Source organism: Umezawaea sp. Da 62-37, assembly GCF_032460545.1.
In the GTDB taxonomy this organism is placed as follows: Bacteria; Actinomycetota; Actinomycetes; order Mycobacteriales; family Pseudonocardiaceae; genus Umezawaea.
The window spans coordinates 6,544,758-6,559,323 of sequence record NZ_CP135965.1 but is presented as its reverse complement, the minus strand read 5'-3'; the positions used below and the strand labels follow the sequence as shown (position 1 = coordinate 6,559,323).

Annotated in this window: 10 protein-coding genes; 2 read left to right on the top strand and 8 right to left on the bottom strand. The window is 73.3% G+C overall.

Going from position 1 to position 14,566, the window contains the following annotated elements:
* Window positions 1-52 precede the first annotated feature (52 nt).
* Window positions 53-589, top strand: a complete 537-nt coding sequence (locus RM788_RS30345) for a hypothetical protein (RefSeq protein ID WP_315921403.1) — start codon at window positions 53-55, stop codon at window positions 587-589.
* Here the strand turns inward: RM788_RS30345 and RM788_RS30340 are convergent.
* Window positions 579-4,103, bottom strand: coding sequence for an ATP-dependent helicase (locus tag RM788_RS30340; RefSeq protein WP_315921401.1), 3,525 nt, complete (start codon window positions 4,101-4,103; stop codon window positions 579-581). The genes RM788_RS30345 and RM788_RS30340 overlap by 11 nt on opposite strands.
* Window positions 4,104-4,134: 31 nt before the next feature.
* Entirely contained in the window at window positions 4,135-7,323 is a 3,189-nt protein-coding gene (locus tag RM788_RS30335) for an ATP-dependent helicase (RefSeq protein WP_315921399.1), read from the bottom strand.
* Window positions 7,324-7,561: 238 nt separating this feature from the next.
* Here RM788_RS30335 and RM788_RS30330 point away from each other — a divergent pair, with 238 nt between their 5' ends.
* Window positions 7,562-7,891 carry an MGMT family protein gene (locus RM788_RS30330; protein WP_315921397.1) on the top strand — a complete coding sequence of 110 codons (330 nt, stop codon included), beginning with the start codon at window positions 7,562-7,564 and terminating at the stop codon, window positions 7,889-7,891.
* A gap of 49 nt (window positions 7,892-7,940) precedes the next feature.
* Here the strand turns inward: RM788_RS30330 and RM788_RS30325 are convergent, their stop codons facing one another.
* From RM788_RS30325 to RM788_RS30300, 6 genes are all read right to left on the bottom strand, one after another.
* Window positions 7,941-8,297 (bottom strand): tetratricopeptide repeat protein, encoded by a 357-nt coding sequence (locus tag RM788_RS30325; RefSeq protein WP_315921395.1) that lies wholly within the window; start codon window positions 8,295-8,297, stop codon window positions 7,941-7,943.
* Window positions 8,298-8,364: 67 nt separating this feature from the next.
* The gene (locus RM788_RS30320; RefSeq protein ID WP_315921393.1) at window positions 8,365-9,024 is read right to left on the bottom strand and encodes a sirohydrochlorin chelatase; all 660 of its coding nucleotides are present in this window, start codon (window positions 9,022-9,024) and stop codon (window positions 8,365-8,367) included.
* Window positions 9,021-10,145, bottom strand: a complete 1,125-nt coding sequence (locus RM788_RS30315; protein ID WP_315921392.1) for a uroporphyrinogen-III synthase — start codon at window positions 10,143-10,145, stop codon at window positions 9,021-9,023. The genes RM788_RS30320 and RM788_RS30315 overlap by 4 nt, the downstream gene beginning before the upstream one ends.
* Complete coding sequence (gene nirD, locus RM788_RS30310; protein ID WP_315921389.1) at window positions 10,142-10,486, bottom strand: nitrite reductase small subunit NirD; 345 nt, start codon at window positions 10,484-10,486, stop codon at window positions 10,142-10,144. Before nirD ends, RM788_RS30315 begins: the two co-directional genes overlap by 4 nt.
* Window positions 10,483-12,972 carry a nitrite reductase large subunit NirB gene (gene nirB, locus RM788_RS30305; RefSeq protein WP_315921387.1) on the bottom strand — a complete coding sequence of 830 codons (2,490 nt, stop codon included), beginning with the start codon at window positions 12,970-12,972 and terminating at the stop codon, window positions 10,483-10,485. The genes nirD and nirB overlap by 4 nt, the downstream gene beginning before the upstream one ends.
* 115 nt (window positions 12,973-13,087) lie before the next feature.
* Window positions 13,088-14,443 carry an MFS transporter gene (locus RM788_RS30300; RefSeq protein WP_315921385.1) on the bottom strand — a complete coding sequence of 452 codons (1,356 nt, stop codon included), beginning with the start codon at window positions 14,441-14,443 and terminating at the stop codon, window positions 13,088-13,090.
* Between the last annotated feature and the right edge of the window lie 123 nt (window positions 14,444-14,566).

The following is a 14,566-nucleotide window of genomic DNA, read 5'->3' as shown; positions in this document are numbered from 1 at the left end:
CACCGCTGTTGACCACTGTCCTTGCCCCCGCAACGACCCATAGGATGCCCGAGTGCAACCGCTCCTCCACCAAGCCGCGTCGGCACTTGGTTGGCGCGGCATCGTCGTCCCCGACGTGGCCGTGCTCGGGCACCAGGTGTCCGCCATCGTCCGGGTCCGCGATGACGTGCACGCGTGGCGCACCGCCAACGGCTGGCCGCCCCAGGCCGACCCGTCGTGGTTCCGGTCCTGGTTCGAGCCGACCGTCCACGACCAGCTCCCGGTGTCCGCCGTGGAACTGGTCGGCGTCCTGGTCGGCGAGTCCACCGCGGACCGCGCGCTCCAGTCCTGCGGCACGCTCATGACGCTGGCGCCGTGCGCGGTGGTCCTGCCCGGACCGCAGGGTCGCGAGTCGTGGCCGCTGATCGAGCTGGACTACTACGGCATCGGTGTCGTGGCGGTCCAGGAGGCGGGCACCGCCGAGCTGCTGGTGCCGCCGGAGGACCGGTCGACCGAGTTCGGGCCGTCGCTGTTCGGCCGGTGGCTGCTCGAGGTGCTCTACGACCGGGTGCTCAAGGACGTCCCGGCGAGTTCGCGCGTCACCTCCTAGCCGCTCGGTCCTGCCCGGAGCGGTCCGGCACCGAGCGGACGAGGGTTCGCAGGCCCGCCGCGTCCAGCAGGTCCGTCGGCCTCAGCGTGTGGTCGTGCTGCACGTAGTGGAACGCCGCCCGCACGCTCTCCACCTCCGCGCCGATGAGCGCCGCCCAGGCGAGTCGGTAGGCCGCCAGCTGCACGGACAGCGCGGGCATCTTGTCCGCGTCCGGCACCGAGCCGGTCTTCCAGTCCACGACCGTCCAGCCGCCGTCCGGGTCCGCGAACACCGCGTCCATCCGGCCGCGCACGGACATCCCGTCGACCTCGGCCTCGAACGGCACCTCGACGTCGTAGGGCATCCGGTCGGCCCACTCGCTGGCCAGGAACGCCCGCTGGAGCCGTTCCAGCTCGGTGTCCGGGGCCGCGCCGTCGTCGGCGGCGCCGGGGAGCTCGTCGATGTCCAGCAGCCTGCTCGCGCCGAACCGCTTCTCCAGCCACGTGTGGAACGCGGTGCCGCGGCGGGCCATCGGGTTCGGCGGGAACGGCAGCGGGCGGCGCAGCCTGCGGGCGAGCTGGTCCGGGTCGGCGGCCAGCTCGACGAGCTGGCTGACCGACAGGTGCTCGGGCATGGTGACCTGCTCGCGCCGGTTGGCCGCCGCGGCGCGTTCGGCCAGCAGCACGTCCACGTCGCGCGACCAGCCCTCCGGGTCGAGGTCGTCCTCGTCCTCCGGGGGCGCTTCGTCGTCGACTAGTGCCCCGGCCACCGGCTCGGCCGGCAGCTCGGCCACCGGTTCCGGAACCGCCTCCACGACGGGCTCCGGAGCGGGTTCCTCGTCCTCCGGGGGCTCCACCAGCCCTTCCAGGTCGTCGAACGGGTCGGGCTCGTCCTCCGGCGGCTCGTAGTCCGGTTCGTCCTCGGGCGGCTCCACGAGCCCCTCCAGCTCCTCCGGCAGCACGTCGGGCGCCTCCGAGGGCCGGGCCGGGGCCCTGGTCCGCAGGTCCAGCGCGGCCAGCACCATCGCGGCGCCGTCGGCGACCGCGGTGCGCCGCTTCCCCAGCGGGTCGGCGGGCCACTCCGCCGTCTTCACCTCGCCCGCCAGCGGGTTGGCCTCCTCCTCGGTCGGCGGCCCCGCCCACGCGACGATCTCGCCGGGCGGGTTCTCCGAGGTCTTGAACAGCTCGTGGATCTCCACCAGGAACGGCGACGGGCCCTTCACCTTCCCGCCCGTCTCGCCCCACCAGTGCCCGGACACCAGCAGGCTGTGCTCGGAGCGGGTCAGGGCGACGTAGAGCAGCCGCCGCTCCTCGACCAGCCGCCGCTCCTCGAACTCCTCGGCGTGCAGGTCGAGCGCCGCCTCGACCTGCTTGCGGTCGCTCCCGCCGGGGATCCGCAGCTCCGGCAGGTCGGCGGCGTCACCGCGCAGGTCGGCGGGCAGCTCGGTGACGGCCTTGAGCCAGCAGGACGTCTTGCGGCGGCCGGGGAACACGTCCTTCACGATGTGCGGCACGGCGACGATGTGCCACTCCAGGCCCTTGGCGGAGTGCATGGTCAGGATCTGCACCCGGTTCTCGGCGACCTCGACCTCACCGGGTTCCAGGCCGTCCTCGGCGTGCTCGGCGGTGTAGAGGTAGTCCAGCAGCGACGGCAGGGTCGCGGACGGGCTCGCGGCTGCGAAGTCCGAGACGACGTCGGCGAACGCGTCCAGGTGCGCGCGGCCGACCCCGCCGGGGCGGGCCATCGACTCGATGTCGAGCAGCAGCGTGCGCTCGACGTCGGCGACCAGTTCGGACAGCGGCTGGTCGAGCCTGCGCCGCAGCGCGGCCAGTTCCCCGCCCAGCCTGCGGATCCGCCGGTAGCCCTCTGCCGAGTACGCCGCCGGGTCGCCCGGATCGTCCAGCGCGTCGGCCAGCCCGGCCTGTTCGGCGTGCTCACCGGGCAGCGCGTCCGCCAGCACCGACAGCGGATCGTCCACAACGGACTGGCGGCTCGGCGCACCGGCCAGCTCGCGGGCGCGCTGCCACAGGGCGGCGAGGTCGAAAGCCGCCACGCGCCAACGGGATCCGGTCAGCAGCCGGGCGGCGGCCGTGCCCGCCAGCGGGTTCACCAGCACGCGCAGCGCGGACGTCAGGTCGCGCACCTCGGGTTCGTCCAGCAGGCCGCCGAGTCCGACGACCTCGACCGGCAGTCCGCGTTCGCGCAGCGCCGCCGCGATGGCGCCCATGTCCGCGCGGCGGCGCACGAGCACCGCGGCCGTGGGCGGGGTGTCCTCCTCGTCCAGGTGCTCCTGCCACTGCCGGGCGACGGAGTCCGCGAGCCAGTCGAGTTCCTGGCGCACATCCGGCAGCAGCGCGAGCCGCACGTCGCCGGGCCCGGCGCCGTCGCGCGCGCGCAGCTCGTCGACCTCCAGGCCCGCGGCGCGCAGCGGCCCGGACACGGCGTTGGCCAGCGTGAGCACCTCGGGCGGGTTGCGGAAGCTGGTCAGCAGCCCGTACCGGGTGGCGGGTTTCCCCTCCGGGGCCGGGAAGTCCGTGGTGAACCGGGGCAGGTTCGCCGCGCTGGCGCCGCGCCAGCCGTAGATGGCCTGCGCCGGGTCGCCGACGGAGGTGACCGGCATCGGCTCGCCCCGGCCGAACAGCGACCGCAGCAGCACGCGCTGCGCGTGCCCGGTGTCCTGGTACTCGTCGAGCAGCACCGCCCCGTACCGCTCGCGCTCGCCCTGCGCGACCTCCGGGTGCTCGTTGGCCAGTCGGGCGGCGAGGCTCATCTGGTCGGCGAAGTCCATCGCCGCCTCACGCCGCTTGCGCTGCTGGTAGGCGTCCAGCAGGGGCAGCAGGTTCACCCGCAGCCGTTGCGCCGCGATGATGTCCCGCAGCTTCTGGGGCAGCCCGTCGCCCTGCCGCGCGGTCTTCGGCGCGTTCTCGATGACCCCGATCAGCCGGTCCGCGTGCTCCCGCAGCGCCTTCGGCTCCACCAGGTGCTCCCCCAGCTCACCGGCGAGCGCCAGCAGGTACCCGGTGATGGTGGCGGGGATCTTGTCGGTGTCCAGGTCCTCGGCCCACGTCGACACGACGCGGTGCGCGAGCTGCCACGACGACGTCCCGGTCAGCAGCCGCACACCGGGTTCGACCGGCAGCCGCAGCCCGTGCTCGGTCACCAGCCTGCCCGCGTACGCGTGGTAGGTCAGCACGACCGGCTCGGCCGTCATCACCGACGCCCGCCGCTCGCCGCTGGGGTCCAGCTCGTCGAGCAACTCCGATCCGGCGAGCCTGCGCAGCCGCAGCCGGATGCGCTCGGCGAGCTGCCGGGCGGCCTTGCGGGTGAACGTCAGGCCCAGCACCTGGTCCGGGGTGACGATCCCGTTCGCGACCAGCCACACCACGCGGGCGGCCATCGTCTCGGTCTTGCCCGCCCCGGCGCCCGCCACGACCAGCGCGGGTTCGATCGGCGCCGCCACGACCGCCGCCTGCTCGGCCGTGGGCTTGGGCAGCCCCAGCGCGGTGGCGACCTCGAACGGGCTGGCGAAGCTCATGCCGGAACCCCGCGGTCGACGTCCACGGACGTCACTGTCCCACCTGTCTGCCGGACGAGTGCACCGGGCACGCCGTGCGCGCCGGGCAGCGGTCGCAGTCGGAGTTCTCCCTGGCCGTGTAGTCCGGGCCGACGCTGGAGCCCGCGGCTTCCTGCACGGCTTCCAGCCACACCCGGACGCCCTGCTCGTCGAGCGGGGCCTGGGCCCGTTCGACGGCGCCGGTCTTCTTGTCCTCCTTGGCCACGTACAGCAGCCGGGCGCCGCCCGGTTCGGTGGCGAGGCCGAGGTGGGTGAAGCCGCCGAGCGCGGTGGCGAGCTGGTAGACGGCGAGCTGGGGGTGGGCCTCGGCGTCGCCCCGCGACACCGGCTGCTTGCCGGTCTTGAGGTCGACCACGACGGGGCGGCCCTCGGCGTCGACCTCCAGCCGGTCCACCCGGCCGCGGACCTTCAGCGACGGGCCTCCGGGCAGCTTGGGGACGTCGACGAGCATCTCCTCCTCGACGGCGACCTGGGTGAGCTGCGTGCGGCTGCCCGCCAGCCAGTCCAGGAACGTGTCGAGCATCTTCTCCACCCGGATGCGCTCGCGCCGGGAGAACCAGGGCGCGCCCGCGTCGACGGCGGTCCACGCCTCGTCGAGCCTGACCCGCAGCTCCTTCTCGTCCGCGCCGCTGGCCGCGGCCTGCGCCAGCGCGTGCACGAGGGTGCCGGTGATCGACGCCAGCTCGGCCGGGTCCTGGCCGCCGTGGCGTTCGACGACCCAGCGCACCGGGCACTTGGCTAGCACCTCGAGGGTCGACGGGGACACGCTGACCGTGTGCTCCTCCGTCCACAGCGGATCGCCGGTCGACACGTCCGGCAGCCCGTACCAGGAGTCCGGGTGCGCGCCGGGCACCCCGGACTCCGCCAGCCGCGCCAGCTGCACGGCGGCGCGCTGGCGCCGGTCGGGCTCGGTGTCGTCGTCGCACAGCACGCGGCGCAGCTCGCCGACCAGCTCGGCCAGCACGAGACCGCGCTCGGGGGTGAACGTCGGCCGTTCCACGGCGTCGGTGGTCAGGTCGTCCAGCTCGTCCAGGAACCGCGACGGCTGCTCGTCCTCGCCGCGCACCGCGCTCACCATCAGCGTCGTGCGCGCCCGGCTCGCGGCGACCAGCAGCAGCCTGCGCTCCTCGGCCAGCAGCGGCGCGACCGCGGACACCTTGTCCGCCGGGTCCATCCCGCCGATCAGGTCGACCATCCGCTCCACGCCGAGCAGCGACCCGCGCAACCTCAGGTCCGGCCAGCTGCCCTCCTGCACGCCGGGGATCGCCACGACCGTCCACTCGCGACCGGCGGCGGAGTGCGCCGTCAGCACCGCGACGGCCTCGCCGACCGGTGCGGAGGCGGCCAGCGAGTCGCCCGCGATCCGTTGCGCCGCAAGGTAGTCCGCGAACCCCTCCACGGTGGAGCCGGGCAGCCGGTCGACGTACTTCGCGGCCGCCTCGAACAGGCCGACGACGGCGTCCAGGTCGCGGTCGGCCTGCATCCCCGCCGTGCCCCGACGTGACGACTGGTTCACCCAGCGGGTCTCCAGGTGGCAGTTCTGCCACAGGTTCCACAGCACGACCTCGACGCTGCGCGAGGCCGCGATGTCCTTGCGGGCGCCGCTGATCAGGTTCGCGATCCGGCGCGCGGGCATCGCCTCGGCGTCCTCCAGCGCGGCCAGCCGGTCGTTCGACTCGATCACCTCGACCAGCAGCGGCCCGCTGGCCCGGTCGCCGCCCGCGGCCATCTCCAGCCTGCGCAGGCCGCGGCGCAACCGGCGCAGCGCCAACGGGTCCGCGCCGCCGAGCGCGGACGACAGCAGCATCGCCGCGGTGTCCTCGTCGAGGCTGCCCGGCACCGCGGCGCAGCGCAGCACGGCCAGCAGCGGGCGGATTGCGGGCTGCTGGGCCAGCGGCAGCTCGTCGCCGGGCACCGCCACCGGCACACCGGCGGCCAGCAGCGCCCGTTGCAGCACCGGCAGCGACCTGGTCGCCGACCGGGCGATCACCGCCATCTCCGACCACGGCACCTCGTCGATCAGGTGCGCGCGGCGCAGCTGGTCGGCGACCCAGCTCGCCTCCTGGGCGGCCGAGGCGAGCAGCCGCACCTGCACGGTGCCCTCGCCGCCCGCGCCGTGCACCTCGCGGGCGGGCGAGCGGCCGGGCAGCCGGGCGGCGAGCCCGTGCACCGCGGCCCGCACCTCCGGCGTCATCCGGTAGCCCTGGCTGAGCACGACCGTGGCCCGCTCCTGCGGGTCGGCCTCGGCCAGCAGCGCGGGATCGGCGCCGCGGAAGGAGAAGATCGCCTGGTCGGGGTCGCCCACGAGGAGGAACTCGTCGGCCGTCGAGCCGATCCGCCGCAGCAGCGCGTACTGCTGCGGGTCGAGGTGCTGGGCGTCGTCGACGAACACGTGCCGCACCCGCCGCCGTTCGGTCTCCAGCAGTTCCGGGTCGGCGTCGAACGCCAGCAGGGCGCTGTCGACCAGCTCGGCGGCGTCCAGCGCCGGGGCCATCGACGGCGAGGAGTCGCCGCCCATGAGCAGCAGCACCTCCTCGTACTGCCTGCCGAACAGCCCGGCGGCGACCCATTCCTCCCGGCCCTGCTGGCGGCCGAGTTCGAGCAGGTCCTCCGGTCCGAGGCCGCGTTCGGTCGCGCGCAGCAGCAGGTCGCGCAGCTCCGCGGTGAAACCGGGCAGGCCGATCGCGGGCCGGAGCCGCTCCGGCCAGTTCCACGCCCCGTCCTCCACGTCACCGGCCAGCAGCTCGCGCACCAGCGCGTCCTGCTCCGGGCCGGACAGCAGCCGCGGCGGCGGGTCCCCGTTCACCACGGCCTGCGCCCGCAGCACCGCGAACGCGTAGGAGTGCACCGTCCGCACCAGCGGCTCCCGCACCGTCCGCAGCACCGCGTCGCCCGGCTCGTCGTCGTCCGTCAGCAGCCGGGTGATCCGCGCCCGCATCGCCACGGCGGCCTGCCGGTTCGCGGTCAGCACCAGCACGCTCTCCGGATCGGCGCCGCCGTTCAGCACGCGGTCCGCCGCCACCTCGGCCAGCAGGGTGGTCTTGCCCGTGCCCGGTCCGCCCAGCACGCGCAGGAACCCGCGACCGTGCTCGAACACCCGCCGGGCCCTCTCGTCCCACTGCGGACGGGGCCGGTTCTCCGGCGACCGGCGCACCAGCAGGGGCGAGGAGTTGGAAACCACGGGTGTGATGGAACCACGTTGCACCGACAAGACGAGGGAGTACCCGCCGGGTGGCCCAGCGTGGTGCCGGACTCACTCGCCGTGAGCACCCCCGAGCCCCCGACCTGCGACGACCGGAAATCGCCCAATGCCTTGACAGTCGCAGTGGTCTAGGCCATTTTGAGCGCACCCTCCGGCGGCCGGGCAGTGACCCCGACCCCGCCCGGTCACCGGAGTTCCAGGTGCCAGACTTGCCGTCGTGGACGAGCAGCTGCACGAGATGATCCGCGACACCGTCAGGAAGATCCCCGCGGGCCGGGTCGCCACCTACGGCGACGTGGCCGACCTCTCCCGCGCCCCGTCACCGAGGCTGGTCGGCCAGGTGCTGAACATGGACGGCCACGACCTGCCCTGGCACCGCGTCCTGCGCGCCAACGGCACCTGCGCGCCCCACATCGCCGACGAGCAGTTGCAGAAGCTCGCCGAGGAGGGCGTGCTCGCCGACGACGGCAAGGTCAACCTGCGCACCTACCGCTGGGAGGACGCCGTCACGGCGAAGGAGGAGGACGAGCCGCCGAGCCTGTTCTAGAAAGCCGGACGCCCCCTCGTCGGAACGAGGGGGCGTCCGGATCCGCCCGTCAGACCCGCGACTCGACCCGCGCGACCTCGGCGGCCACATCGGGGTCCCGCGTCAGCGCGGCGGCCAGCCGCAGCTCCGGCAGCGCCTCGCCGTGCCTGCTCTGCCTGCTGAGCGTGCGCCCCAGCAGCAACCGGGCGTAGGCGTCGGAGGGGTCGAGGTCGACCAGCGACCGCAGCACCTTCTCGGCGTTGCCGAGCGACGCGGAGTGGAAGTGCGCCAACGCCAACTCGGTCAGCACCGAGCGGTCGGCGGGAACGACCTCAGCGGCTTCGGCGAACAACTTCGCGGCCTGGCTCGGGTCGCCCGCCGCGCGGCATTCGCGGCCGCGACGAACGAGCTCGAACACGTCGGACATGTCAGCTCCTCATCTGCCGTGGGTGTACCCGGCACAACGGGTTGATCAGTCAACGTATTCCGCGCGGTCACGCGACCTGGAGGAAGCACCGGGCCTCGTAGTAGCGCAGCAGCACCGCGTCGACCACCCGCGGGTGCGCCCCGAGGGGTTCGGCGACCACGTCGGCCCCGACGTCGGCCAGCCTCCGGTGGAACAGCCCCGGCGCCAGCAACCACGACGCCACCGCCACTCGCCGGCCACAGGCCTTCAACCCCGCCACGACCTCCGCCACCGACGGCGAGGCGGTGGCCACGTACCCGACTGAGGCCCCCAGCACCCGCCCCACCTCGGCCACGTCCGCCAACGCCCGCGCGTCCGACGACCCGGCCGCGGCGAGCACCACCGCGTCCCCGGCCCGCCACCCCGCCTCGCGCAAACGTTCGCGCAGCACCGGGACGAGCGCGGACCCGATCGGTTCGGTCACCACCACGTCCCCGTGCCCGCCTGCCGCGATCTGCTCGGGCACGTCCACCCGCACGTGGTACCCGGACGCGAGGAACGCGGGCACCACCACGACCGGTCCGCCGATCCCGCGCACCACCGACGTCACGTCCGGCTGCCGCACGTCCGCGTACGCGACCTCGACGGCCACACCACCCAGCCGGGCCCGCACCAGCTCGGCGATCTCCTCCACCACCACGGCCCCGCGCGGATCCCGCGTCCCATGAGCGACCAGCACGAGCGTCACACCGCCACCCCCGAGGGTTCCATCGCCATCCGGTACCCGCGCTTCACCACGGTGCACACCATCCTGGGCTCCCCCAGCGCGGTGCGCAGCCGTCCGATCGCCGTCTCCACCGCGTGCTCCTCCCCGCCACCGGGCAGCACCGCGAGCAGCTCCTTGCGCGACACCACCCGGCCACGCGCGTCCACCAGCGCCCGCAGCACGGCCATCGGCGCGGGCGCGACCGGCCGCAGCTCCCCGTCGACCACGACCGCCTGCCCGCGCACCTCGATCTCCCGAGCCGCGATCCGCAGCCGCACCGCGCGTTCGGGCAGCACCAGCGTCAACTCCCGCGCCATGGCCCCGATCCGGGACCGCGCGGGCTGCACGACCGGGATGCCGACCTCCACCAGCGGACCCGCGGTGATCGACCCGACCCCGATCACCAGCACGTCCCGCCGCAGCACCGCGAGCAGCGCGGCGAACCGGTCGGTGTCACGCGCCACCCGCAGCACGCTCGCCGCCGCAGGCGCGCTGGTGAACATCAGCGCGTCCACCTGCCGGGCCAGCACGGCGTCCAGCAACCGGTGCAGCGGCGCGGGATCGGCGGGCCCGGTCCAGCGGTAGACCGGGACCTCGACGACCTCCGCGCCCGCCTCGCGCAGGGTGCGGACGAAGTGCGGCAGCGGTTCCCCGTGCAGCTGCACGGCGATCCGCTGACCGTCCACACCGGACCGCAGCAGGTACTCCAGCAGTTCGGCGTTGCTCTCCGAGTCCGGCGACCACGCCTCGGTCAGCCCCGCGGCGCGCACCGCGCCCTTCGCCTTGGGGCCGCGGGACAGCACCTTCGTGCGCCCGAGGCAGTCCAGCAGCCGCGCGCCGAGGCCCCAGCCCTCGGCGGCCTCGATCCAGCCGCGGAACCCGATGCCGGTGGTCGCGACCACGACGTCGACCGGCTCGGTCACCAGCCGCCGGGTCGCGGCCAGCAGTTCGGCGTCGTCCGACAGCGGCACGATCCGGATCGCCGGGGCCTGCAACACCGTGGCGCCCTTGCGCTCCAGCAGCGCGGACAGCTCGTCGGCACGGCGGGCGGCCGTGACACCGACCGTGTACCCGGCCAGCGGGGCGACGTCCAGGGAGATCACGGACACCTCACCTGCACGATGTCGTCGAGCACCCGGACCTGGTGGACCGCGATGGACACGGCCGGGTCGTCCAGGCAGGCGCCCGTGGCGAGGTCGAACGCCTGCTTGTAGATCGGCGACGCCACCACCGGCACACCGCCCCGGTCGCCCACGATCCCGCGCGAGAGCACCGCGGCCCCGCTGAACGGGTCGATGTTGTCGACGGCGTGCAGCGCCCCGTCGAACGTGCGGAACAGCGCCACCTGCGAGGCGTCGGGCAGGAGCACGGCGACCCCGGCCTCGGGCTGGAGCGCGGACAGCGCGCAGACCGATGTCCACGTCAGTTCGACCACTGCGGTCATCTGGCAGCCACCTCCGGTAGGCCCAGCGGCACCGGGACCCGCTGCCCGCGCTCCTCCCGGAAGGAGATCGTCGGGTCGGGAGTGCCCGGTGCGTTGACGAACGAGCTGAAGCGGGACAGCTTCTCGGGGTCGTCGAGCACGCCGCGCCACTCGTCGGCGTAGCTCTCGACGTGCACGGCCATGGCGGCCTCCAGGTCGTCGCAGATGCCGAGGCTGTCGTCGACGACGACCGAGCGCAGTCGCTCCAGGCCGCCGTCCATGGCCTCGATCCAGGACGCCGTGCGCTGGAGGCGGTCCGCGGTGCGGACGTAGAACATCAGGAACCGGTCGACGATCCGCACCAGCGTCGCGGTGTCCACATCGGACACCAGCAGCTCGGCGTGCCGGGGCGTGAAGCCGCCGTTGCCGCCGACGTGGAGGTTCCAGCCGTTCTCGGTCGCGATGATGCCGAAGTCCTTGCTCCTGGCCTCGGCGCACTCGCGGGCGCAGCCGGACACGGCGGACTTGATCTTGTGCGGGGCGCGCAGGCCGCGGTAGCGCAGTTCCAGCTCGATGGCCAGGCCCACCGAGTCCTGCACGCCGAAGCGGCACCACGTGGTGCCGACGCAGGACTTGATGGTCCGCAGCGCCTTTCCGTAGGCGTGCCCGGACTCGAAACCGGCGTCCACCAGCCGTTTCCAGATGCGCGGGAGCTGGTCGACGGTCGCGCCGAACAGGTCGATCCGCTGCCCGCCGGTGATCTTGGTGTACAGGCCGTAGTCCCTGGCCACCTCGCCGATGACGATCAGCTTCTCCGGGGTGATCTCACCGCCGGGGATGCGCGGGACGACCGAGTACGTGCCGTTGCGCTGGATGTTCGCCAGGAACCGGTCGTTGGTGTCCTGCAACGTCGCCTGCTCGCCGTCGAGCACGTGGCCGCTGTCCAGCGACGCCAGGATCGACGCCACGGCGGGCTTGCAGATGTCGCAGCCGCGACCGCGACCGTGCTTGGCGATGAGCGAGCTGAACGTGGTGACGCCGGTGGACCGGACGATCTCGAACAGGTCGGCGCGCGAGTGGTCGAAGTGCTCGCACAGCGCGCGGGACTGCTCGACGCCGCACTCCGCGAGGAGCTTCTTCAGCATCGGCACGCACGACCCGCAGCCGGTCCCGGCCTTGGTGCACGCCTTGACGCCGGGCACGTCCGCGCACTCGCCCGCGTGGATCTTCTCGGTGATGTCCTGCTTGGTGACCGCGTGGCAGGAGCAGACCTGCGCGTCGGCGGGCAGCGTCAGCTCGACGCCGCCGGACGGCGCGATCAGCAGCACCGGGTCGCCGGGGATGTCGCGGCCGACCAGCGGGCGCAGCAGCGGGTACGCCGCCGCGTCGCCGACCAGCACGCCGCCCAGCAGCGTCTTCGCGTCGTCCGACACCACGACCTTCGCGTACGTGCCCGCGACGGCGTCGTTGACGACGACCTCCAGCGCGCCCTCGGTGGCCGCGTGCGCGTCGCCGAAGCTGGCCACGTCGACGCCGAGCAGCTTGAGCTTGGTCGACAGGTCGGCGCCGGGGAACACCGCGCCGCCGCCGAGGAGGCGGTCGGCGACGACCTCGGCCATCGAGTAGCCGGGCCCGACCAGCCCGTAGACCATCCCGTCCAGGCAGGCGCACTCGCCGATCGCGTAGACGTCGGCGTCCGAGGTGCGGCAGGCGTCGTCGACGACGATGCCGCCGCGCGCCCCGACCTCGAGGCCGAACCGGCGGGCCAGGTCGTCGCGCGGCCGGATGCCGGCGGAGAACACGACCACGTCCAGGTCGAGTTCGAGCCCGTTGGACAGCTTGGCGAACAGCCGCTCGCCGTCGCGCTCGATCGACGACGCGGAGGTGCCGGTGTGCACGGTGAGGTCGAGCTTCTCGACCAGCCGCTTGAGCAGCGCGGCACCGCCCTCGTCCACCTGGAGCGGCATCAGCCGCGGTCCCAGTTCCACGACGTGCGGTGACAAACCCATGCCGCGCAACGCGTTCGCGGCCTCCAGGCCGAGCAGCCCGCCGCCGAGCACCATGCCCGCGCGCCTGCCCATGCCCTTCGCCGCCGCCACGGTGGCGCGGATGCCGTCCAGGTCCTCGATGGTGCGGTAGACGTGGCAGCTGGGCAGGTCGCGGCCGGGAACCGGTGGCACGAACGGGAACGAGCCCGTCGCCAGCACCAGCGCGTCGTAGTGCTGCTCGACGCCCGACGCGGTGGTCACCGTCTTGCGCACCCGGTCGACGTCGCGCACGGGGTCGCCGAGGCGGAGGTCCACCTCGGGGCCGTGCGGGGCGAGCGCGAGGTCACCGGGCGCCCAGCTGTCCACGTAGGACGACAGGGCGACCCGGTCGTAGGCGGGGCGGTTCTCCTCCGCGAACACGACGATCCGCCACCGGCCGGTGGTGTCCCGGTCGCGCAGCGCCTGGACCAGGCGGTGTCCGACCATCCCGTGGCCGACCACGACGAGCGTTCGCGTCATCTGAACCAGTCCTCCCTCCGCCCGGCCCATGCTCACCGGGAACCGTGTCGTGCCAGGTGCCCGTGTGTTGCGCGGGCGTTAACGCGAACTCACACCGCACGTCAGGGCGTGTGCGTCACACCCCCGCGTGCGCCAGGCTCGGCACCCGCGCGAACACCCGGCTGCGCAGGTAGAACCACCAGGTGGTCACCACGCACAGGCCGTAGAACACCAGGATCGCGACCAGCGCCGGGGTCAGCGTGCCGCTGCCCTCCAGGGAGAACTTGAAGACCAGGTTCACCAGCACGCCGCCGAGCGCGCCGATCGCACCGGCGATGCCGACGACCGCGGCGGCCTGCCGCTTGGCCGACCCGACGTCCTCGTGCTGGGTGGCGAAGATCGCCGGGATCATCCGGTAGGTCGAGCCGTTGCCCACGCCCGCCAGCACGAACAGGGCCATGAAGGAGCAGAAGAACAGCGGGAAGTTCCGGGTGTCCACGCTGACCATCACGCCGACCGAGCCCAGTGCCAGGCCGAGGAACGTCCACAGCGTGATCCGGGCGCCGCCGAACCGGTCCGACAGCCACCCGCCGAGCGGGCGGGCGATCGAGCCGATCAGCGCGCCGAGGAACGCGAGCGCCACGAAACCCTTGAAGTCCACGAAACTGATCTTGATCAGTGACGGGAAGGCGAACGAGAACCCGATGAACGAGCCGAACGTCCCGATGTAGAGGAACGACATGACCCAGGTGTGCTTGTTCGCCAGCGCGCGCTGGTAGGAGACGCCGTCCGGCTTGGCCTGGGTGAGGCTGTCCATGAAGAACCACGCGCAGGCCGTGGCGAGCACGATGAACGGCATCCAGATCAGCGCCGAGTAGACCAGGTCGATCCCGGTGCCGATGGTGATCACGACCGGCACGACCAGCTGCGTCACCGCGACGCCGAGGTTGCCGCCCGCCGCGTTGAGCCCGAGCGCCAGGCCCTTCCTGCCCTCCGGGTAGAAGAACGAGATGTTGGCCATGGACGAGGAGAAGTTCCCGCCGCCCAGCCCCGTCGCGGCGGCGGTGAGCAGGAAGAACCAGTACGGCGTCCCGTCGTTGAGCACCGCGAACGCGAGCATGGCGCAGGGGATCAGCAGCATCCCGGCGCTGAACGTCGTCCACGCCCGGCCGCCGAAGCGCGGCACGGCGAACGTGTACGGGACGCGCAGGACGGCGCCGACCAGGTTGGGCACGATCAGCAGCCAGAACGTCTGGCCGACGCCGAACGGGTAGCCCACCGAGCCGAGGCTGACCACCACGATGCTCATCAGCACCCACACGCTGAAGCCCAGGTTCTCCGCGAGGATCGAGAACCCCAGGTTCTTGCGGGCGATCCGCCTGCCCCCGCCCTCCCAGAACGCCGGGTCCTCCGGCTCCCACCGGTCGATCCACCGGCCACCACGTGGCGCGGACGCGGACTCCGCGACCTGGTTCTCCACGACTGCGCTCATGCCCTGACCTCCTGGAACGTGCGTTGGCAAAACCCTAGGAACACCCCGTTACCCCCGTGTTCGACCAGATGTCGCCAACGGCAACTCCCCCGCACACGTGGGATCCCCACCTGTGAGATGCCC